The organism is uncultured Senegalimassilia sp., from assembly GCF_902464545.1.
In the GTDB taxonomy this organism is placed as follows: domain Bacteria; phylum Actinomycetota; class Coriobacteriia; order Coriobacteriales; family Eggerthellaceae; genus Senegalimassilia.
Genome location: NZ_CABQJR010000004.1, coordinates 17458 through 33308, shown reverse-complemented (window position 1 = coordinate 33308; position 15851 = coordinate 17458). Strand labels below are relative to the sequence as shown.

Sequence of the window (15851 nt, the reverse complement as noted above, 5' to 3'; positions counted from 1 at the left end):
TTCCCTCCTTCTTCGCGGGGAATCGTAATGGCGGCGTGAGATAGCGAAATCGTTCGGAACGGGCGGGGGGAAATCGGCCCTAGGCGGCCGGGGTGGCCTTCTGACCCGGGGGAGGGGCGACCGCCCCGCCTCTTTTCGGCGGCTTCGGCGCTCGGAGCCAAAAGAAAGGGCGCGACCGCCGAAACGACCGCGCCCCTATTGGTGCATTGCTATGTTTCCCTCAGAACAGCCGCGTGCGGCGTATCTGGTACTGCTTGGCGTCGCCCGGCATCTTGTTGCCGCGCCGCTGGTTGCAGATCCTGTGCGCGGCGTCCACGTTGGAGTAGTCCAGCGGGTTGCCCCCGCGCGAGACTGGCAACAGCTCGTCTACCTCGAAGCTCCACGGGTCTCCGCTCGGCAGGCTGTAGTCTATCGGCTGGCCGCATATGTGGCATGGCCTTCCCTCCGCCCTCAGCCTCGCCCTCAGCTTGCGCCTTGCGTTGCCGTTGCGGTTGCGCGGGTTGCCGCTCATGCCAGCATCGCCACTATCCCGCCTATGCACCACACGATGCCGTAGCACACGAGTAGCACCAGGAAGAGCATCACGAGTATGGACACGACAGCACTGGCTGCATCCATTAACTTCTTGTATCCCATGTCAACCTCCAATGATCATGCGGGCCAGCGATACCGCCGCCCACAGCGTCAATCCGTCTATTAGCAGGGATGCCGCAATGAGGAGCAGGCAACCCCGGTTGCATCCTGGGCGGCTCATTCATCCTCCCACCTGATGGTCCCGTCGTCGTATTCGGCCTTGAGCCAGTCCAGGTACTCGCCCCATGAGCAGAAGTCACGCACCCGGCGCGATGCGAACGCGCACGTGGTGAAGGGGTTGCACTCGCTCACCGCGATGCGGAACCGCCGTCCGTCGCGCAGCATGCGCACCTCCATGCGCATCGCGGCCTCGGGCGAACCGAAGTACCGCTCCCAGTTGGTCAATCGTCCACCTCCTACCCGCAGGCGAGCAGGGCCAGAACCACCAGCCCCGCCGCCAGCGTTCTGATTACATAAAGCTCAAGGGCCACAACCGCGACAAGCAGCGCGGCGCATAATGCCGCTAGCCATCGCATCGTTCGCACGTGTCCTCCTGCATGTCCTTGTAATGCTCGACGATCCAGTCACGCGCCCAGCAGGCGGCCTCCCATGCCGGAAGCGGGCGCTTGCCCGCCTCCTCGTCGAACGCCTCCTCGAACTCGAACTCGCAGATGCCGTAGTCGCAGCAGCCTTCCAGCAGATGCGAGCAGTCCCCGCAGGTTTTCGGCTCCTCACGGTTCCACGGCGCGTTCGGGTCTCCCTCGAAGCACCCCGGCGGGAGGTTCCAGTCACTAGGCGGCTCGTAGCCAACCATCTCACCACACCCTCTCGAACCGGTTCTGGTCGAGCCACCAGCTCGGGCAGTGCTTCAGGCCTTGCCAAAAGCGGTAGTACGTCCAATCCTTCTGGCGGTCAGTATGGGCGCAGCCGTAGAACCTTCCGTAAAGGCACGTCGAGCAGTTTTCTGGAACGTTATTCCTCTCTATCACCAGCATCGTCAGTCACCGTCCCAAACGCCGTCGGGGCGGATACGCGCCATCGCGGCCAGCTGCAATAGGGGGCGCTTGGCGTTGCCCTCGGTGGCTTCCCAGTAATCTTCGGAAACCTCATCGGACAGCTTGGCCGCAGCCGCTTCGAGCACGGGGATGGACTCCGCGCCCGTCATGCCGTAGATGGTGCGGATGCCCTTGTCGCCGAGCACGCGGTAGTAGTGCTTGCCGTAGTTGTAGGTGACGTTCAGCCAGAGGCCAGTAGTACCGCCCATGGCGTAGGTGCCGCCACGCATGTCGTGAGGCACGTCGGTTTGCAGCGCCTCGTGCGTCACGGGGTCGCACAGGCGTATGTCGTAGCTCATCGCGCCTCCTCCCAGTAGTCGCAGTGGTTGTTGTCGCCCGTCACGAAGTGCTTGCCGTCGTGGTTGCAGTAGCAGCGCGTGCCGGTAGTGCTGCCCGCCTCGTTGCCGTCCACGTCGAAATGAACGATCGGCACAACGTCGTGCTCGTGGTGGGCGCAGTTCTCGCAGCGGTGCGCGGGCGGCTTCCACTCGTCGTGTATGTCGGGGTTGAACACGTATTGATCGGTCATTTATCCTCCTCGTCGGCTCGCTTCCAGTTGTGGCCTCCGGCCTTGCATCCCGTTCTGACGGCCCTCACGATGTTCTGGCTGCCGCAATACCCGTATGTCGCGAGCGCGGCCGCGCCAGCCGACTCGAATCGCACGCCGTCGTCACGGACAACGGCGCCCACCGGGCCAGCCATCTGGGCAACGGGGATCTTCTGACGCTCTTTGGCGATCAATACAGCCCGCTTCATTCGCTGCCTTGGAATCTTGATCCCTGCCTTCTTGGCACAGCCCGCGTGATAGCCGGTTTTCGAGAGTGTGTACCCGCCACACAGAGGGCAGACGGTCGCATAGCCGCAGCGGGCGCGGGATTCCCACCATTGGCGGTTTCGCCTCTCGCGCAGCTCGCTTTCGGTAAACCGCTTCGTCATGCCTCTAGCCATTCTTGGCGACCTTCGCGCCGCAATCTGGACAATACGTCGCGCTGCTCATGCATAGGTAGTCGCATCCGCATTTTGCGCAACACGTGCGGCCGTCTTCATCGAGGACAAGGTGCGTGGTCGCGCGGTCGATAAGGCCGGTCAACTTGCCTATGCGCTCAATAGCTTGCTCTGGCGTGTGGCCGTCCCACTCTGGCGCTCGGTCAAGCTCCTTGCAGCGGAACATACCCCAGTACGGCTCGATGTCGTAGTGATAGGTGGCCTGGCCGTCTGGCGTGTTGATGCCGACGATGAACATGCCGCCATACATGGTGCCGTCGCTGTGCGCCTTCGCTTTCCAAGCCTTGTCGGGAAAGGCCGCAACGATAACGGAGAAGAGGACGGCGCGGTGATGGTAAAGCTCGTTGAAGGTGTGGTAGCCGTCAGACGTGCTGCCGTCGATGGGGTTTGGCTCAATTAGCCCGGCAAGTCTCATGAAAAGGGAGCGCGGATCGGGGAAGTCGTCGCAGCCGCATGCGACTGACTGAAGGCGCGCCCACCATTCGCCAAGCGTTGAACCGTCGCGGTAAACGGCGTCGTGCTCCAACTGCTTAGCAACGTCGTGACGAGTTGCGTCGTCAATCATTACCGACACCTCCCAACGCTCTTCAAATACAGGTTGTTGCGGCGCGACCGAGCGATGGCGCGTCGATTTCGGCGCTGCCATTTCTGGTCAAGCTGCTTCGCCAGCTTTCGGAAACATCGGATGGCCTTGCGCAAGATTTTCGTGAAAGCATCCGCGATAGAGGCGATTGCGTCTTTTAAGGCCGAGGCTACGCGGGACAATTCGTCGGGCGTCAAACTAGTCTCCATAAAGCACCTCCAACCCGTAGGCCTCGGCGGCTTCATGCTCGATCTTGCAGCCTCGGGCGTCTTCCCAGCCCTTGCAGAAGTAGGCCGCGTGGCACAGGCTCATGTTCTCAAGCGACTTCGCAAGGAAGCACAGCGGAACCTGCACCACGCCGCGCTCCTTCATGGCCTCGTCGCTGTACCACTCGTCGGTGAATAGAGTGTTCACGACCTCGTAGCCCATCTGGCGCAGCTTCGCCACTGCGAGGTCGCGCGTGGCGGCGATCTCCTCGTCGGTCTTGCCTGCCATGGGCTGGGAGATCATAGCCTTCTTCACGGTCTCCTCGAAGCTATCTGCCTCGTTCGTCTTCTCGATCATCTTTCGGTCTCCTATCGAATGAATTGGTATCTGTTCCGCCCCATGCATCCCGCCGCCTCTATGACGACGGCCTTCTCGAAGCACCCGTCGCAGAGGTCAATCGTCTCTTCTTTAACGTAGGGAGTGCACGGCCTTCCTTCGTTCTGCTCGGTCGTCCACCTCACGGGGAGGGTGATGGAATGGGCTCGTTCGATCCCTCTTCCACACACGTCGCACTTGAACGTGTCGGGATGCTTAATCGTCGCCATCGGAACCTCCGCAGGCGATGATGATCCCCGCCGTGATGGACTGCACCATGTAGGCCAGCTCCTCGGAGGCGGGCTCGTCCTCGCCGATCATGCCGAGCATGTCGCAGGCGGCGTGCGTCGCCTCGTGCGCGGCGAGCCCGTAGAGGTCATGCCCCTTGATTTTCTTACTGATCCAGATAACGCAGCCCTTGCCGCGCACCGCCGTGGTCACGCCGTCAATGCCCTCAAGCTCGAATGGCTCCTCGCCCCAGCCGCGCACGGTCTCGCGGTACTCCCGCTTGCTCCTCGTTACCAGCAGGCTGTCGAACGGGATGATCAGCGGGTTAATCTCGGTTGCCAACGGTCTCCCTCCTCTCGGCAGTAGCCGCCGTATGCGTTACGCGCCATTCGCATCACCGCCCAGCTTCGCGCCGCACATCGGGCAGTAGCTGATGTCCTTCGTGTAGCAATAGTCGTCGTTGTCAAACGTAACGACGATCGCATACGACTCCTTGGGCTGCTTGTCTTTGCTCAAGAAGCACAAGCGCCCAACCGCAACCTCGTCGATGTCGCACGCGCGGCCTTCGGCACTTGCGAACAGGTTTCGCTCTTCCTCGCAGTACTCGCAGCTCATTTCACCATCCCCGCGAGGCATCCGGGGAACGTGCCCGTCAGGTCGATGCACGTGCCGTCATCGTCGACGGCGAAGCACTGGTAGCTGTCCTCGGTCATGGCCTCGACCTGCTTCAGCGCGTCCTCGCGCGTCTCGGCCTCGCTGATCTTGATACCAGCCCTGTAGGCGCCGGCGTAGCTCTGACAAAGCGAGCGCTCGTAGATCCCGATCATTCCTGCTCCGCCTTCCACTCTTCGGCCAGCTCGTCGTACTCGGCGCGGAACTCTGGCTCGAAGTAGGCGATGAACTCGGTCTTGGTCATCCCGTAGTGCTGGCTTGAGTAGCCAACGTGCTCCATGCACCAGTCCTCGAACGGGATAAGGCTGCCGCCGCTGCTGACGCTGGTTCGGTAGCCGGTGCCGTCGCGGTAGAGCATGGAGCGGCCCGTCTTGCGGATCGCCTGTTCGACCTTCGAGGTTTCGCGCTCGTCGCGTGCCTTGAGCTCGGCTTCGAGCTTTGCGCAACGCGCCTTCCATTCGTCGATTGCGGCGCGCAGGCTGTATACCTCGTTCTCCGCGCACTTGAGCTGGTCGAGCACGTACTGCTCGCATGTCTTGATCTCCATGGGCTACATCCCTTCTCGTATCATCTCGTTGCCGTCACGGTCTGTGATCAGCCAATATCCGTATTCGTAGAGGCCAGGGCTGTGCGGCTCGTAGACCTGCAACAGCTGGCCCGTCCACCAGGCCTCCTCGTAGACAGGATGCCGCCAGCGCCACTCGGCCTTGAGCCGCGCCCCGCCGTGGAACTTGTCGTGGCACCCGGTGGTGCCGCTGCCGCAGAGGCAGAACAGCGGGCTTCGCAAGTCCCAGGCGCCGCACGGCGTGACCAGGCGGAACGTCTCGCCCCAAGACCGGTGCGCCACGTGGTGCACGCTTCCGGCGCGTCTGCCGCAGACGCAGCATCGGGGCGAAAGCGCCTCGTAGGCCTTTCCGTGGGTGTAGTGCGCCCCCAGGTGAGGCTTGCCGTAAAGCTCGGCTCGCTCCTTGGGGTAGCCGCGAAGCACCCCCGCATCGAGAATCATTGCAGCCTCCCGTCCGGGCCATCGAAGTGCTCGACCCTCGCGCCGCCCCTCAGCCGCGACACTATTGCTTTCGCGGTATCGGGGTCTCCCTGCTCGGCAAGCCTGCGCACGAGGTCGCTCGGCTTGTACTGCGTTGTCACCAGCGTGGGCAGCATCGCGGAGTAGCGCTGGTCGATCAAGCTGAAAAGGCTGTCGAGCACGAAGCCCGTTGGCCTGCGCTTGCCCAGGTCGTCCACGATCAGGTAGCGCACCTCGGCGTAGCGCTTGAGCGGGTCGCCGCCGTCGTGGAAGCTGCGCTGGATCTCGTCGAGGATGCGGTACATCGGTGCCATGAGCACCGACCGCTTGCCGCCGGCCAGGCGCTTCGCCACGGCTGCGGCGCAGGTGGTCTTGTGAGTTCCGACGTCTCCCCAGAGGTACACCCACTGGCCGCGCTTCATACACTCGGCGATCTCGGCGGCCAAGGGGTGGTCGAGGCTCACGTAGCGATCGGGCACGCCCGCCCGCTTCCAGTCGTGCATGGCTCTGTCGAGCGCAGCCTTGCGAGCCGCCTCGGCCTCGGCCTGGCGCTCCTTCTCGCGCTCGGCCTCGGCGCCTGCGCAGCCGCACTGCTCGTAGCCGCAGAACAGCGTCCGCCCAGCGAGCCGCGTGGTGCGGGCCTTGAGGGTCGCGCCGCAGTGCGGGCACTCAGTCGTAGGCCGAAAATCCATCGTCTGGCACCTCCTTTGCCATGCCGTTTTTTGGCTTCGAGGAGCGCACCCAGATGCGCACCGAGGCCTTCCAGTCCTTCATCTTCGCCTTTCCGACCATCCAGCCCTTCTGGGCGTAGAAGTCGACAAAGCGCTCCGGGTCGAAGTCGGTCGAGGCGAGGTCGAGGCCCTTGCCCTCCGCGTAGCTTCGGGCGTACTCGTCGACCTCTTCGGGAGAGGGGGCGCGGAAACGCGCCTTGCTCCCTCTCTCCTCTTCCTTAATTCCTCTTCCTACTTCCTCTTCCTCTTCGCTTGGCCGTTTGCTTTCGGCTTTGCTTGCATCGTTGCTTGATGATTTGCTTGCCGTTTTGCTTCCGCTTTTGCTTAACGGTTTGCTTGGCCGTTTGCTTTCGGCTTTGCTTACATCGTTGCTTGATGATTTGCCGCCGTTGCCTCCCGCCACGATGCGCGAGCGGGAGGTTTCCATGACGGGCCGTATTGCCGTCAGCACGGCTTCCTGGGTGTCCGTGCGCGGCTCTGGCTCCTCGCCCGTGCGCAGGTAGCGGACGATCATGCCGATAAGCTCGTCGCCCTCCCTGCGGTTGCGAAGCCTCAGCGGCCCGTCTATGAGCGAGTCCAGGACTTGCACGCCGCCGTCACCCCTAAAAGGGGATGTCCTCGTCGTACACGTCCATCGACTGCTGCACGGGCTGCTGGGGCGCTTGCTGCAGAGCCTGCGGTGCCTGCTGGGGCGCGTAGGCCTGCGGCGCGGGCGCTGGTGCCTGCTGGCGCGGCTGCGGGGCTGCGGGCGGGTTCTGGTACGCCTGCTGGGCGTTCCACTGCTGGGGCACTTGCTGCGGGGCGGGCTGCGGCTGGTAGGCCTGCTGCGGTGCCTGCTGGGGCGCATAGACCTGCGGCTGGTAGCCCTGCGGCGCGTACTGCTGCGGCTGCTGGGCGTTGGCGTTCTGGCTCAGCAGCTCCACCTCGTCGGGGATAATCTCGATTTTCGAGCGCCTGCCGCCGCCGTTCTTGTCTTCCCATGAGCTGTAGCGCAGCTTGCCCTCGATGGCCACCTTCATGCCCTTGCGCAGGATGCGGCTCAGGGCCTCGGCGCGGTTGCCGAACATCGTGCAGTCGACGAAGTTCGGGTAATCCTCCCACTGGCCCGTCTGCTGGTTCTTTCGGCGGTCGTTGACCGCAACGCCGAAACCGAGAACCGCCATGCCGCCCGCCGTGCTGCGAAGCTCGGGGTCTCGCGTCAGGTTGCCCGTGATGTTCACTCGGTTGATGCTCACAAAAAGCTCCCTTCTCCGGTGCCGCCGCTCGTCCACGTCCTCTGGATGTCGGCGTCAACGGTCTTGATCCTCAACTTGATTGCCATGATTGCCTCGCTCGAGGCCTTGTAGAGCGCTTCGGCGCAGTCGCGCAGCTGCTTCTTCTCGGCTATGTCGGGGCGTCCCCGGCACAGGTCGCTTATCACGGTGACCGGCGTGCCCTTGGAACGCTCCTCCAAGATGGCTATGCGCAGCGCCTTGCGGTACTCGGCCTCGTTCTCGGCGTACTGCTGGCCAGTCCTGCGCAGGGCCTCAAGCTCCTGCATGAGCTGGTCGAAAAGCTGCTCGCGCTCTCCGTACAGGTCTTGCATGGCCTACAAGACCGTCCACGTCGGGGTCGCGCAGCAACCGGGGTTCTGGATGAACTGCTCGTACTGCTCGCGGCTGTTGAAGCGGTAGGCGGTGCCGCAGGCCTTGCACTTGGCGTCGAACGGCCCCTGCACGGGCGGCTCCTTCTCGGGCTTTTCCACGCCGTTCAGGGAGTCCGGGTCGCTCGTGCCGTCGATGTCGAACATGCCGCAGAGCGCGTACTTGCGCGCGTAGCTCGACGCCGAGCCGGTGAGCTGCGTCTCGCTCATGCCCTTCTGGGCGAGCGGCTCGCGGGCGTAGGCGCAAATGACGATCTCGCCGGGCGTGCCGTCCTCGAACTTCACGAGGCAGGTGGCCTTCACGTAGAAGCGGTCGCCCACCTGCTCGATGGAGTCGTTGAGGGTGAAGAACACGCCCGCGTCACGGCAAGGCTCCTTGAGCGCGGCAACGATGTCCTCCATCGAGCGGTAGTAGTAGTTGCCGTGCGCGTTGTACCGCGCCTTCGGCACGACCACGGAGCGCTGAACCTGCGCCACCGCCTGGTCGATTGTCATGTGCTTGTCGTCTGCCATTTGATGCTCCTAACGGATCGTGCGCTCGTAGACCTGCTGTAGGGTGCCGCGCTTGAACACGCCGCTCACGCCGATGCTCCCGCAGAAGCGCCCGATGGCCTGCATTTGGTCGGTCGTGGCGGAGTCGATGAGCATCACGCAGGGGGTTGCGGGGCCACTCGACACGGGCGCCGGTGAGGCAACTGGTGCGGGCGCGGGCGCCGGTGCGGCAATGGGTGCGGGGCCGATAGGCTCGTCGCCGATCTCCCGCATGGGGCTTCCGCCCGGATACCAGTTGCCGGCGGGTTCGGGCGCGGCCTCCGGCTCTGGTTCAGGTTCCATGGCGGCTTTCAGCTCGGCAATGCGCGCGGCCTCTTCTGCCGCCTTGCGGGCCGCTGTGAGCGCTGCGCCCAGGTCGAGGGTCGCGAACAGCTCGCGCTCGGCCTCGGCATAGAAAGGCTCGCCCTCGAACTGCGACTTGAGCGTTTCCCAGTCGCCCGCCAGCTTGGAGACCTTCGCCTCAAGCGCCTCGTAAGCCTTGATCTCGCCGAAGGTCTTGTTGAGCCACTGCGGCTCGTGGAAGCGCTCATAGGGCACGACGGGGGCCAGAAGCCCGGCGAACTCCTCGTAGTGCTCCTGCAGCTTGGCGTAGGCGCGGGCCTTGCGCTCTTCCTCGGCCTGGTCGAGCTGCGCCTTGATGTTGTCGGCGGCTTCGTCGATGATGGCTGTGATCTGCTTGCAGCGCTTCTCGAAGGCGTCGAGCGGCTTGCTGTACTCGCGCTTCACGGCCTTGCGGCGCTCGTCGATCTCCTTCTTGAGGCCGTTGAGGTAGCTGCGGTCGTGCTTGGCCTCTGCAATGTTTTCCTTCTTGGTGAGGTCGTAGGTCGCGCCATCGTAGGCCTCGACGGTCTTGCGCACGTGGGCTTCGAGCGCGTCGAAGTTCGCCTCGATGACGGACGGCTTGTAGGCCACGGTCAGGCTCGATGCGTCCTGCTCCTCGATGACCTCGGCCACAACGTTCTCGGCTTCGTTACTCATCCCAGACCTCCCCGGTCTCGTCGTCGAAGTCCATGGCCTGCTGGGTGTCCTCGGCGGTCAGGATCACGTACTTGCCGTTCTTCCTCATCATGGGGAAGGCGTTCGCGTCCTCCATAAGTACCTCGAACTGCAAGGTGGCCGTGCCGCCCTTGATGGTGGCCTGCTTGAAGAAGGCGCGGATGCTCACTGCGGATGGCACGGCTAGTCCTCCTTCTTCACGCCGAAGATGATGCTCATGACGTGCTTGACGGCCTGCTCGGCTTCTTTGCGGCGCGCCTGCTCCACAAGCTCCCGGTTGGTGTTCTCGTTGACGACCTGGTAGCCCTTGGCGCGCACGTCCTCGGGGTAGCCCTCAAGCGCGGCCTCGGCCAGGGCGATCACGGCCCACCAAGCGCCCGCGTCCTTCTCGTTGGCCTCGGCCTCGCCGCCCGCCACAATGAGGGCGTTCACGGCGATGCAGCTGGTGAGGTCGATAAGCGTCTCGATGCTGTCGGTGCGGCTCATGCCGTCGTTCACGTTGTTCTCGAAGTGCTTCATTTCTTCTCCTTCACGTACTCCTCGACGAAGTACTCGATGTGGATGTCTATGCGTGGTTTGGTGCCGTATGGCGACCTCGGGCGTTTGGTGACGGCTCCCATGTCGACCTGCGAGTCGTCCTTGAAGGCGATCCCGTTGAGCGCGTCGCAGGCGAGCTTGCCGAGGTTGTCCCAGTCGGGCTTGCCGAGGTCGGCGCGGCCCTCCCAGTACTTCGGGTTGCTTTTCGCGAGCGGCCTGGTGGTCGAGATCCGCATCACAACCGGGCCGTCGTGGTTGGCGAAGGTCTCGCCGTATGCCGCGCGGAACGCGTCCTTGATGGCCTTCTCGGCCTTGAGCGTCTTGGTCGGCGTGTAGGTTCGGTGGTTGCGGTAGTCGGTCATAGGGCGCTGTTTTCCGACAAGCTGGGCGGGGTGCATGGTGATGTGCGCCGTGGCCGCAAGGGTGCGCTGCCAGCTCATTCGCTGAACCCATCGCTCTGGCTGCGGTGCTTGTTGAATGCTCCGCGCAGCTCCGGGTATCGCGCCTCCATGATTCGGGCAAGGGCTGGGGCTATGCCGTTCTTGCAGCCGACGTGCAGCTCGTTGCGCACCATGTTCACCAGGTAGTTGATCGACACGTAGCCCTTCTCCTTGAGGCGGCGGGCGTTGGAGAGCATGAACCGCCACGCCTCGGGGTTGGCCTCGATCCACTTCTTGGCCTCGGCCACGTCCTGCTCGCCCGCCATGCCCAGGCCGAAGATCTCAAGCTGGTTGCTCTGCGGCTTGGGGCGGTATCTCTCGTCGTTACGCATTGAGCACCGCCATGGTTCCCACCGCGCGCTGGGCGTCGGCCACGGCCTGGTCCATCGTGGGGATGACCCAGAGCCAGAGCACGGCGAGGAAGATCATGAGGGCCGCGAGGAAGCCGACCATGACGCCCGCCCTGAACTGGGAGCGCTCAAGCTGCTCCTGCGCCGTCGGGCGCTTGCCCTCGAATGGTATGATGGATGCAGCCTCTTTCGAGGCGGCTACGTAGCGGGTGCCCGATGTGTGGAAGCTGGGGGCGCTCGCTTTCTTTTTTGTCTGCATTTCCGTTCTCCTTTCGGTGTTTTCGCAGGTCATTGCTAGGGCGCTTTTTAGGGCCTCTTTTTTGCCGCCTTTTTCGCCCTGCTCTTCTGGCTGTAGTAGCGCTGGCGCTGCCTGTCATTCCTCTTCTCCCTGATCGCCTCCTCCTTCATCGCGTTTGCCTGCTCGGCGAGGTCTGCCATGTGAAGCTCCTTCGTGCACTCGATGCACCAGCCGCTGATCCTGTTCAGTGGGCGGAACGTCCATTGGCCGCAGTGTGAGCATTGGCGGCGCTTGCGGAGTGAGAGTCCGCACTTCCGCGCCATATGCTTCACTGAGTCGATGGAGCGCCCGAGGTCCTTGGCTACCTGCTTGGCGCCGTCTCCGGCGTGCTCTTCGAGGTATCTGAGCTCACGTGTAGACCACTGCTTCACGCCTTCGCTTCTCCCTTCTGCTGGCGTTCCCACTTGCGATATGCTTGGCGGATCGTCGAGCACATGCCGTCAAAGGCAACTTCGCGGGCCGTCTTCTGACGCTGCTCCTGTTGCTTCTCGTCGCTCATTAGGCCACCGCCAGCTCATGCAGCTCGTCCAACGAAACGCCGAGGATGCGAGATAGCGCGTAGGCTTCAGACAGGCTGAACTCGTACGAGCCTCGAACTTTGTTAAAGAACGAAGATCGGCTCATACCGAGACTGTCTGCCAGCGCGTCACGTGTAACACCATTCGTTTCGGCGTACTCGTTGACCTTCTCCGACAGGTTCATGCTTCTCCTTTCTCCCGTACAAAACTTTGTACTCCTACAGTATTGTACAAAGTTTTACACCGTGCAATACTTTGTACGTGTAAATATTTGGACTGTAAGGGGAGGCCATGGAGTACCGGTTTGTTCTCGCACATTACTTAGAGGAACAGGGAATGACTCCAGCTGAGCTTGCTCGCGCTATTGGTTCCCCTAGATCGACCGTTTCTGCCCTTTTGAGCGGAAGGGCAAAAGAGCCAACACTTGGTAAAGCTAAGGCGATAGCGGACGCTCTTGGCGTGTCCCTTGAAGAGATGGCTCGGATGACATACGAGGAGGAATAGGCATGGGACTTCTTGGTGATATGGCTAAAGCCGCTGCGAAGGTCGCTATAAATCAAGTTTCAAACACTGCGCACGAGAAGGTTTCCGAGATGTTCCCAACAAAGGAGATCGTTCTATCCGGCTCACACGAGCGCGATGTCTACACCTACTACGGCGGGCCATTGAAGGGAATAAGGGTCGGGCAGACATTCGATGCTGAGGTCGCTAGGAAGCCTGTCACCCTTGTAAGCGAGTTGACGGGAACAGAATGGAATACTGCCGAACACGGAAACAACGCGCTTATGTATAGGGGCAAGCCATTTGGCTCTTTTAGCCCAATGAGCAAAAGCATTCGAAAAATGATCCGTATGGGATACCGGGTCAAGATTAGGTGCAAAAACGTTGGATGGTACGCGCAGGGGATACCTGAGATTGTTGCCATGATTCCAGATCAAGAAGCTGTGTTCTCTTGGCTTGACGAGTGCGAGAGAAGTGGTGAGGAGGTTCCGTTCAATGCCAACAGCTAGAACTGCGGTGATATACGCCCGCTTTTCGTGCAACAAGCAGCGCGAGGCCTCCATCGACGACCAGCTGCGCATCTGCCGCCAGTGGTGCCAGCGCGAGAGGTACGCCATCGTGGCGGAATACTGCGACTACGCCATAAGCGGGCGTACCGATGACCGCCCCGAATTCCAGCGCATGGTCGCGAACGCTGGCGAGAGCGACATAGTGCTTGTGTACATGATGGATCGCTTCAGCCGTGGGGAATACGACGCGCCCATATACAAGCGCGAGCTTGCCCAGCACGGCGTGAAGCTCGTCTCGGCGCTTGAGCAGATACCAGATTCGCCCGAGGGCATCATTTACGAGAAGCTGCTTGAGGGCCTTGCGGCGTGCGAGTCGAAGAAGACCGCGATCCGCACGAGGCGCGGCATGGAGGGCAACGCGCTCAAGTGCAAGACCAACGGCGTGCGCGTGTTCGGCTACGCCAGCAACGAGGCCGACGAGTACGTGATCGACGAGGACGAGGCCGCTTTCGTGCGCGAGGCGTTCAAGCGGCGCATAGCAAAGGAGACCACCAACTCTATAGCGCGCGACTTCGCGGCACGCGGGGTCAAGACCTCGCAGGGAAACCCGTGCGGCTACTCGATGGTCGAGCGGATGGTAAAGAACCGGAAGTACACGGGGCGCTACGAGTGGGGCGGCGTTGTCAAAGAGGGCGGCATGCCCGCGATCATCGACGAGGTGACGTTCATGGAGGCACAGAGCATACGCGCGGCCAAGGAGCGCAGCGCGGAGAGCTGGGGCGACTTCGCCCTTTCCGGCAAGGCGATCTGCGCGGGCTGCGGGCGCAACCTGCAAGGCGTGAGCGGGCGCGGGCGCAAGAACGTGAAATACGAGTACTACCGCTGCCATGACGGCTGCGTGAGGCCCGTGAGGCGCGAGGAGCTTGAGGGTGAGATCGTCAAGGCGCTGCGGACGCTCCTGCAAGACCGCGAGGAGGCCTTGCGGATAGCCCGCATGGTCGCGGAAAGCTCGGACGGAGCGGAGGTGGCGGCGAGGCGCAAGCAGGCCGCCCAATCGCTCTCAGCCGCCGAGCGCGGCCTTAAGAACATCCTCAACGCCATCGAGCAGGGCATAATAGCCCCGGGTGCGAAGGAGCGCATAGCGGAGCTCGAACACCAGCGCGACCGCGCCAAGCTCGACCTTGAGGCGATCAGGGACGAGCAGATAGACCCCGAGCGGCTGGCCGACTTCCTGCAATGCGGCTCCGCCCTGGACGACGCGACGCTGCTGAAGGCGTTCGTCTACCAGGTGAGCGTGAGCGACGAAGAGTGCATAGTGACGCTGAACTACGACGTGGAAAGCAACGAACCCGCCAGACTTGACGTCCAACGGGTTCGTACAAAATGCAAATGGTGCCCTAGGCAGGGTTCGAACCTGTGGCCTTCTGCTCCGGAGGCAGACGCTCTATCCAACTGAGCTACTAGGGCGTATCCACCGATTATACGCTACTATCGCCCGAATGGGCACGAAAAAGAAACGAGTGTGAACATGACCGAAATCATCACCATCGAGCGCATGGGCTACGGCGCCGAAGCCGTCGGGCACCTGTCCGACGGCAAGACCGTGTTCGTGGAAGGCGGCGCCCCGGGCGATGTGGCAAGCGTGGAGGTGGTCGAGGACAAGCCCACGTTCGCACGCGCCCGCATCGCCAAGCTTGAACAACCAGGCGCGTGCCGCGTGATGCCGAAGTGGGCCGAGCCCGCGGCAAGCGGCGCAGCCCCGTGGCAGCATATCGCCTACGACGCGCAGCTTGAGGCCAAGCGCGCCAACGTGGTGGCGGCGCTTGCCCGCACGGGCGGCTTCGGCGACGCGGCGGCGGAGCTGGTGGCGCCGTGCCTGCCCTCCAAGCGCCAGTGGGGGTACCGCAACAAGCTGGAATTGGGCGCGCAATGGGATGCGAAGGGCGTGTTCAACCTGGGCTTTCATCAGGAGGGAAGCCCTGATGTGATGCAGGCGCTGTCCTGCCCGCTGGCCCATGACGCCATCGCGAAGGCCCCCAAGGCGCTGCGCGGGGCGCTTCGCTATCTGCAAGGCTCCGATGACCTGGGCATCTTCCGCGTGGGCGTGCGTACGAGCGTGCGAACGCGCGAGACCGAGATCGCGCTGTGGACGCGCCCGTCGGGCTTCCCGCGCGCGGCGGCCGCCAAGATGCTGAAAAGCTCGCTCAAGGCCACGAGCGTGGTGCGCGTCATCGCCGACCCGGGCAAGGCGCGTAAGATCAAGGGCCTTGAGGTGCTCGACGGCAAGGGCTGCTGGCAAGAGCAGCTGCTCGGCGCGCGCTATGTGGCGCATGCGCCGTCGTTTTTCCAGGTGAACACCGCGCAGGCCGAAAAGCTCATGGAACAGGCCATCCGCATGCTCGGCGGAAGCGTGGGGGAGGACGGCCCCGAGGGCCTCGACGGGCTGCTCGTCGCCGACCTGTACGCGGGCTGCGGTACCTTCGGCGTGGCCATGGCGCGCGCCGGCGCCGACGTGATCGCCGTCGAGTCCGCGGCGTCCTCGGTTCGCGACCTGCGCCGCAACGCCGACGAGAACTACGTCGACATCGACGTCATCGGCGGCGACGCTGCTCGCGAGCTGCCTGAGCTGGGCGGCCTTGACGCGCTGGTGGTGGACCCGCCGCGCGCGGGCCTTGCCGACGGCGTGCCGGCCGATATCGCCGCCGCCCGCCCAGGGCGCGTGGTCTACGTCAGCTGCAACCCTGCCACCTGGGCGCGCGACGTGCGTCGCTTCGAGGATGTGGGTTACCGCCTGGAGCGCGTGCAGCCCGTCGATCTGTTCCCGCAAACCTATCATGTGGAGTTGGTCAGCTGCTTCGTGCGCGGCTAGGCATCGGTGCGTTCGTGCGGTTCGGCGTTCGCAGGGCCCGGGTTTGCGTGGGCCGGGCAGGAATGCACGCACGGCGCTGCAGCGCCGCGTTTGTGCGCGCCGGCGGGGCGTCCGCGCGGCGCCTCCGAGCCGCTTGCCGGCACCCAGGCCCCGTTTGTGCGTTCTACGGTTTTTCCCCGCAGGCGT

General features: G+C 63.3%; 31 protein-coding genes, 1 tRNA gene and 1 pseudogene. 4 read left to right on the top strand and 29 right to left on the bottom strand.

What is annotated here, in order from left to right; genetic code table 11:
* Nucleotides 1–220 precede the first annotated feature (220 nt).
* From RDW26_RS01950 to RDW26_RS01820, 27 genes are all read right to left on the bottom strand, one after another.
* Nucleotides 221–511 (bottom strand): HNH endonuclease, encoded by a 291-nt coding sequence (locus RDW26_RS01950; RefSeq protein WP_307982296.1) that lies wholly within the window; start codon nt 509–511, stop codon nt 221–223.
* Nucleotides 512–750: 239 nt separating this feature from the next.
* Nucleotides 751–978, bottom strand: a complete 228-nt coding sequence (locus RDW26_RS01945) for a hypothetical protein (protein ID WP_307982295.1) — start codon at nt 976–978, stop codon at nt 751–753.
* A gap of 118 nt (nt 979–1096) precedes the next feature.
* The gene (locus RDW26_RS01940) at nt 1097–1387 is read right to left on the bottom strand and encodes a hypothetical protein (protein WP_307982294.1); all 291 of its coding nucleotides are present in this window, start codon (nt 1385–1387) and stop codon (nt 1097–1099) included.
* Nucleotides 1388–1570: 183 nt separating this feature from the next.
* Complete coding sequence (locus RDW26_RS01935; RefSeq protein ID WP_307982293.1) at nt 1571–1927, bottom strand: hypothetical protein; 357 nt, start codon at nt 1925–1927, stop codon at nt 1571–1573.
* Complete coding sequence (locus RDW26_RS01930; protein WP_307982292.1) at nt 1924–2157, bottom strand: hypothetical protein; 234 nt, start codon at nt 2155–2157, stop codon at nt 1924–1926. The genes RDW26_RS01935 and RDW26_RS01930 overlap by 4 nt, the downstream gene beginning before the upstream one ends.
* The gene (locus RDW26_RS01925; protein WP_307982291.1) at nt 2154–2384 is read right to left on the bottom strand and encodes a hypothetical protein; all 231 of its coding nucleotides are present in this window, start codon (nt 2382–2384) and stop codon (nt 2154–2156) included. The genes RDW26_RS01930 and RDW26_RS01925 overlap by 4 nt, the downstream gene beginning before the upstream one ends.
* A gap of 184 nt (nt 2385–2568) precedes the next feature.
* Nucleotides 2569–3279 (bottom strand): hypothetical protein, encoded by a 711-nt coding sequence (locus RDW26_RS01920; RefSeq protein ID WP_307982290.1) that lies wholly within the window; start codon nt 3277–3279, stop codon nt 2569–2571.
* 135 nt (nt 3280–3414) lie between these two features.
* Nucleotides 3415–3780, bottom strand: a complete 366-nt coding sequence (locus RDW26_RS01915) for a DUF4406 domain-containing protein (RefSeq protein ID WP_307982289.1) — start codon at nt 3778–3780, stop codon at nt 3415–3417.
* Nucleotides 3781–4014: 234 nt separating this feature from the next.
* Nucleotides 4015–4368, bottom strand: a complete 354-nt coding sequence (locus RDW26_RS01910; RefSeq protein WP_307982288.1) for a hypothetical protein — start codon at nt 4366–4368, stop codon at nt 4015–4017.
* A 36-nt stretch (nt 4369–4404) separates the two neighbouring features.
* Nucleotides 4405–4641: a hypothetical protein gene (locus RDW26_RS01905; RefSeq protein WP_307982287.1), complete on the bottom strand. Its 237-nt coding sequence runs from the start codon at nt 4639–4641 to the stop codon at nt 4405–4407.
* The gene (locus RDW26_RS01900) at nt 4638–4853 is read right to left on the bottom strand and encodes a hypothetical protein (protein ID WP_307982286.1); all 216 of its coding nucleotides are present in this window, start codon (nt 4851–4853) and stop codon (nt 4638–4640) included. Before RDW26_RS01900 ends, RDW26_RS01905 begins: the two co-directional genes overlap by 4 nt.
* Nucleotides 4850–5245, bottom strand: coding sequence for a hypothetical protein (locus RDW26_RS01895; protein ID WP_307982285.1), 396 nt, complete (start codon nt 5243–5245; stop codon nt 4850–4852). Before RDW26_RS01895 ends, RDW26_RS01900 begins: the two co-directional genes overlap by 4 nt.
* A 3-nt stretch (nt 5246–5248) precedes the next feature.
* Entirely contained in the window at nt 5249–5704 is a 456-nt protein-coding gene (locus tag RDW26_RS01890; RefSeq protein ID WP_307982284.1) for a hypothetical protein, read from the bottom strand.
* Nucleotides 5701–6414 carry an ATP-binding protein gene (locus tag RDW26_RS01885; RefSeq protein WP_307982283.1) on the bottom strand — a complete coding sequence of 238 codons (714 nt, stop codon included), beginning with the start codon at nt 6412–6414 and terminating at the stop codon, nt 5701–5703. Before RDW26_RS01885 ends, RDW26_RS01890 begins: the two co-directional genes overlap by 4 nt.
* Entirely contained in the window at nt 6392–7042 is a 651-nt protein-coding gene (locus tag RDW26_RS01880) for a hypothetical protein (protein ID WP_307982282.1), read from the bottom strand. The genes RDW26_RS01885 and RDW26_RS01880 overlap by 23 nt, the downstream gene beginning before the upstream one ends.
* A gap of 13 nt (nt 7043–7055) precedes the next feature.
* Nucleotides 7056–7688: a single-stranded DNA-binding protein gene (locus RDW26_RS01875; protein ID WP_307982281.1), complete on the bottom strand. Its 633-nt coding sequence runs from the start codon at nt 7686–7688 to the stop codon at nt 7056–7058.
* The gene (locus RDW26_RS01870; protein ID WP_195644530.1) at nt 7685–8038 is read right to left on the bottom strand and encodes a hypothetical protein; all 354 of its coding nucleotides are present in this window, start codon (nt 8036–8038) and stop codon (nt 7685–7687) included. The genes RDW26_RS01875 and RDW26_RS01870 overlap by 4 nt, the downstream gene beginning before the upstream one ends.
* A 3-nt stretch (nt 8039–8041) precedes the next feature.
* Nucleotides 8042–8608, bottom strand: coding sequence for an ERF family protein (locus RDW26_RS01865; RefSeq protein WP_138378170.1), 567 nt, complete (start codon nt 8606–8608; stop codon nt 8042–8044).
* Nucleotides 8609–8617: 9 nt separating this feature from the next.
* Nucleotides 8618–9625: a DUF1351 domain-containing protein gene (locus RDW26_RS01860; RefSeq protein WP_307982280.1), complete on the bottom strand. Its 1008-nt coding sequence runs from the start codon at nt 9623–9625 to the stop codon at nt 8618–8620.
* Nucleotides 9618–9824 (bottom strand): hypothetical protein, encoded by a 207-nt coding sequence (locus RDW26_RS01855; RefSeq protein ID WP_307982279.1) that lies wholly within the window; start codon nt 9822–9824, stop codon nt 9618–9620. Before RDW26_RS01855 ends, RDW26_RS01860 begins: the two co-directional genes overlap by 8 nt.
* A 2-nt stretch (nt 9825–9826) precedes the next feature.
* Complete coding sequence (locus RDW26_RS01850) at nt 9827–10162, bottom strand: hypothetical protein (protein WP_307982278.1); 336 nt, start codon at nt 10160–10162, stop codon at nt 9827–9829.
* Nucleotides 10159–10620: a RusA family crossover junction endodeoxyribonuclease gene (locus RDW26_RS01845; RefSeq protein WP_307982277.1), complete on the bottom strand. Its 462-nt coding sequence runs from the start codon at nt 10618–10620 to the stop codon at nt 10159–10161. Before RDW26_RS01845 ends, RDW26_RS01850 begins: the two co-directional genes overlap by 4 nt.
* Entirely contained in the window at nt 10617–10952 is a 336-nt protein-coding gene (locus tag RDW26_RS01840; protein ID WP_294418362.1) for a hypothetical protein, read from the bottom strand. Before RDW26_RS01840 ends, RDW26_RS01845 begins: the two co-directional genes overlap by 4 nt.
* Entirely contained in the window at nt 10945–11229 is a 285-nt protein-coding gene (locus RDW26_RS01835) for a hypothetical protein (protein ID WP_307982276.1), read from the bottom strand. Before RDW26_RS01835 ends, RDW26_RS01840 begins: the two co-directional genes overlap by 8 nt.
* A 47-nt stretch (nt 11230–11276) precedes the next feature.
* Entirely contained in the window at nt 11277–11408 is a 132-nt protein-coding gene (locus RDW26_RS01830; RefSeq protein WP_278541272.1) for a hypothetical protein, read from the bottom strand.
* A gap of 227 nt (nt 11409–11635) precedes the next feature.
* Nucleotides 11636–11767 carry a hypothetical protein gene (locus tag RDW26_RS01825; protein WP_307982275.1) on the bottom strand — a complete coding sequence of 44 codons (132 nt, stop codon included), beginning with the start codon at nt 11765–11767 and terminating at the stop codon, nt 11636–11638.
* Nucleotides 11767–11970 (bottom strand): helix-turn-helix transcriptional regulator, encoded by a 204-nt coding sequence (locus RDW26_RS01820; protein ID WP_307982274.1) that lies wholly within the window; start codon nt 11968–11970, stop codon nt 11767–11769. Before RDW26_RS01820 ends, RDW26_RS01825 begins: the two co-directional genes overlap by 1 nt.
* A 107-nt stretch (nt 11971–12077) precedes the next feature.
* On the opposite strand from RDW26_RS01820, the gene RDW26_RS01815 reads away from it, so the two are divergent.
* The 3 genes and pseudogenes from RDW26_RS01815 to RDW26_RS09100 form a co-directional block, all read left to right on the top strand.
* Nucleotides 12078–12290 (top strand): helix-turn-helix transcriptional regulator, encoded by a 213-nt coding sequence (locus RDW26_RS01815; RefSeq protein ID WP_307982273.1) that lies wholly within the window; start codon nt 12078–12080, stop codon nt 12288–12290.
* A gap of 2 nt (nt 12291–12292) precedes the next feature.
* Entirely contained in the window at nt 12293–12796 is a 504-nt protein-coding gene (locus tag RDW26_RS01810; protein ID WP_307982272.1) for a hypothetical protein, read from the top strand.
* Nucleotides 12783–13688 (top strand): annotated as a pseudogene (locus RDW26_RS09100) (recombinase family protein); the annotation flags it as partial. The gene RDW26_RS01810 and the pseudogene RDW26_RS09100, both read left to right, overlap by 14 nt.
* Before the next feature lie 168 nt (nt 13689–13856).
* Here RDW26_RS09100 and RDW26_RS01800 read toward each other — a convergent pair.
* Both RDW26_RS01800 and RDW26_RS01795 read right to left on the bottom strand, forming a co-directional pair.
* Nucleotides 13857–14165, bottom strand: coding sequence for a hypothetical protein (locus RDW26_RS01800; RefSeq protein WP_307982270.1), 309 nt, complete (start codon nt 14163–14165; stop codon nt 13857–13859).
* 21 nt (nt 14166–14186) lie between these two features.
* Nucleotides 14187–14263: transfer RNA gene (locus RDW26_RS01795), tRNA-Arg, on the bottom strand.
* 61 nt (nt 14264–14324) lie between these two features.
* Between RDW26_RS01795 and rlmD the strand changes: the two genes are divergently transcribed.
* Nucleotides 14325–15665: a 23S rRNA (uracil(1939)-C(5))-methyltransferase RlmD gene (gene rlmD, locus RDW26_RS01790; RefSeq protein ID WP_307982269.1), complete on the top strand. Its 1341-nt coding sequence runs from the start codon at nt 14325–14327 to the stop codon at nt 15663–15665.
* Nucleotides 15666–15851: the final 186 nt, after the last annotated feature.

Excerpts from the sequence above, each read along its gene's own strand:
- RDW26_RS01950 (WP_307982296.1), bottom strand. The coding sequence starts at position 511 with ATGAGCGGCAACCCGCGCAACCGCAACGGCAACGCAAGGCGCAAGCTG.
- RDW26_RS01940 (WP_307982294.1), bottom strand. The coding sequence starts at position 1,387 with ATGGTTGGCTACGAGCCGCCTAGTGACTGGAACCTCCCGCCGGGGTGC.
- RDW26_RS01935 (WP_307982293.1), bottom strand. The coding sequence starts at position 1,927 with ATGAGCTACGACATACGCCTGTGCGACCCCGTGACGCACGAGGCGCTG.
- RDW26_RS01930 (WP_307982292.1), bottom strand. The coding sequence starts at position 2,157 with ATGACCGATCAATACGTGTTCAACCCCGACATACACGACGAGTGGAAG.
- RDW26_RS01925 (WP_307982291.1), bottom strand. The coding sequence starts at position 2,384 with ATGAAGCGGGCTGTATTGATCGCCAAAGAGCGTCAGAAGATCCCCGTT.
- RDW26_RS01920 (WP_307982290.1), bottom strand. The coding sequence starts at position 3,279 with ATGGCAGCGCCGAAATCGACGCGCCATCGCTCGGTCGCGCCGCAACAA.
- RDW26_RS01915 (WP_307982289.1), bottom strand. The coding sequence starts at position 3,780 with ATGATCGAGAAGACGAACGAGGCAGATAGCTTCGAGGAGACCGTGAAG.
- RDW26_RS01905 (WP_307982287.1), bottom strand. The coding sequence starts at position 4,641 with ATGAGCTGCGAGTACTGCGAGGAAGAGCGAAACCTGTTCGCAAGTGCC.
- RDW26_RS01900 (WP_307982286.1), bottom strand. The coding sequence starts at position 4,853 with ATGATCGGGATCTACGAGCGCTCGCTTTGTCAGAGCTACGCCGGCGCC.
- RDW26_RS01895 (WP_307982285.1), bottom strand. The coding sequence starts at position 5,245 with ATGGAGATCAAGACATGCGAGCAGTACGTGCTCGACCAGCTCAAGTGC.
- RDW26_RS01890 (WP_307982284.1), bottom strand. The coding sequence starts at position 5,704 with ATGATTCTCGATGCGGGGGTGCTTCGCGGCTACCCCAAGGAGCGAGCC.
- RDW26_RS01885 (WP_307982283.1), bottom strand. The coding sequence starts at position 6,414 with ATGGATTTTCGGCCTACGACTGAGTGCCCGCACTGCGGCGCGACCCTC.
- RDW26_RS01870 (WP_195644530.1), bottom strand. The coding sequence starts at position 8,038 with ATGCAAGACCTGTACGGAGAGCGCGAGCAGCTTTTCGACCAGCTCATG.
- RDW26_RS01865 (WP_138378170.1), bottom strand. The coding sequence starts at position 8,608 with ATGGCAGACGACAAGCACATGACAATCGACCAGGCGGTGGCGCAGGTT.
- RDW26_RS01860 (WP_307982280.1), bottom strand. The coding sequence starts at position 9,625 with ATGAGTAACGAAGCCGAGAACGTTGTGGCCGAGGTCATCGAGGAGCAG.
- RDW26_RS01850 (WP_307982278.1), bottom strand. The coding sequence starts at position 10,162 with ATGAAGCACTTCGAGAACAACGTGAACGACGGCATGAGCCGCACCGAC.
- RDW26_RS01845 (WP_307982277.1), bottom strand. The coding sequence starts at position 10,620 with ATGAGCTGGCAGCGCACCCTTGCGGCCACGGCGCACATCACCATGCAC.
- RDW26_RS01840 (WP_294418362.1), bottom strand. The coding sequence starts at position 10,952 with ATGCGTAACGACGAGAGATACCGCCCCAAGCCGCAGAGCAACCAGCTT.
- RDW26_RS01835 (WP_307982276.1), bottom strand. The coding sequence starts at position 11,229 with ATGCAGACAAAAAAGAAAGCGAGCGCCCCCAGCTTCCACACATCGGGC.
- RDW26_RS01830 (WP_278541272.1), bottom strand. The coding sequence starts at position 11,408 with ATGGCAGACCTCGCCGAGCAGGCAAACGCGATGAAGGAGGAGGCGATC.
- RDW26_RS01825 (WP_307982275.1), bottom strand. The coding sequence starts at position 11,767 with ATGAGCGACGAGAAGCAACAGGAGCAGCGTCAGAAGACGGCCCGCGAA.
- RDW26_RS01820 (WP_307982274.1), bottom strand. The coding sequence starts at position 11,970 with ATGAACCTGTCGGAGAAGGTCAACGAGTACGCCGAAACGAATGGTGTT.
- RDW26_RS01815 (WP_307982273.1), top strand. The coding sequence starts at position 12,078 with ATGGAGTACCGGTTTGTTCTCGCACATTACTTAGAGGAACAGGGAATG.
- RDW26_RS01810 (WP_307982272.1), top strand. The coding sequence starts at position 12,293 with ATGGGACTTCTTGGTGATATGGCTAAAGCCGCTGCGAAGGTCGCTATA.
- rlmD (WP_307982269.1), top strand. The coding sequence starts at position 14,325 with ATGACCGAAATCATCACCATCGAGCGCATGGGCTACGGCGCCGAAGCC.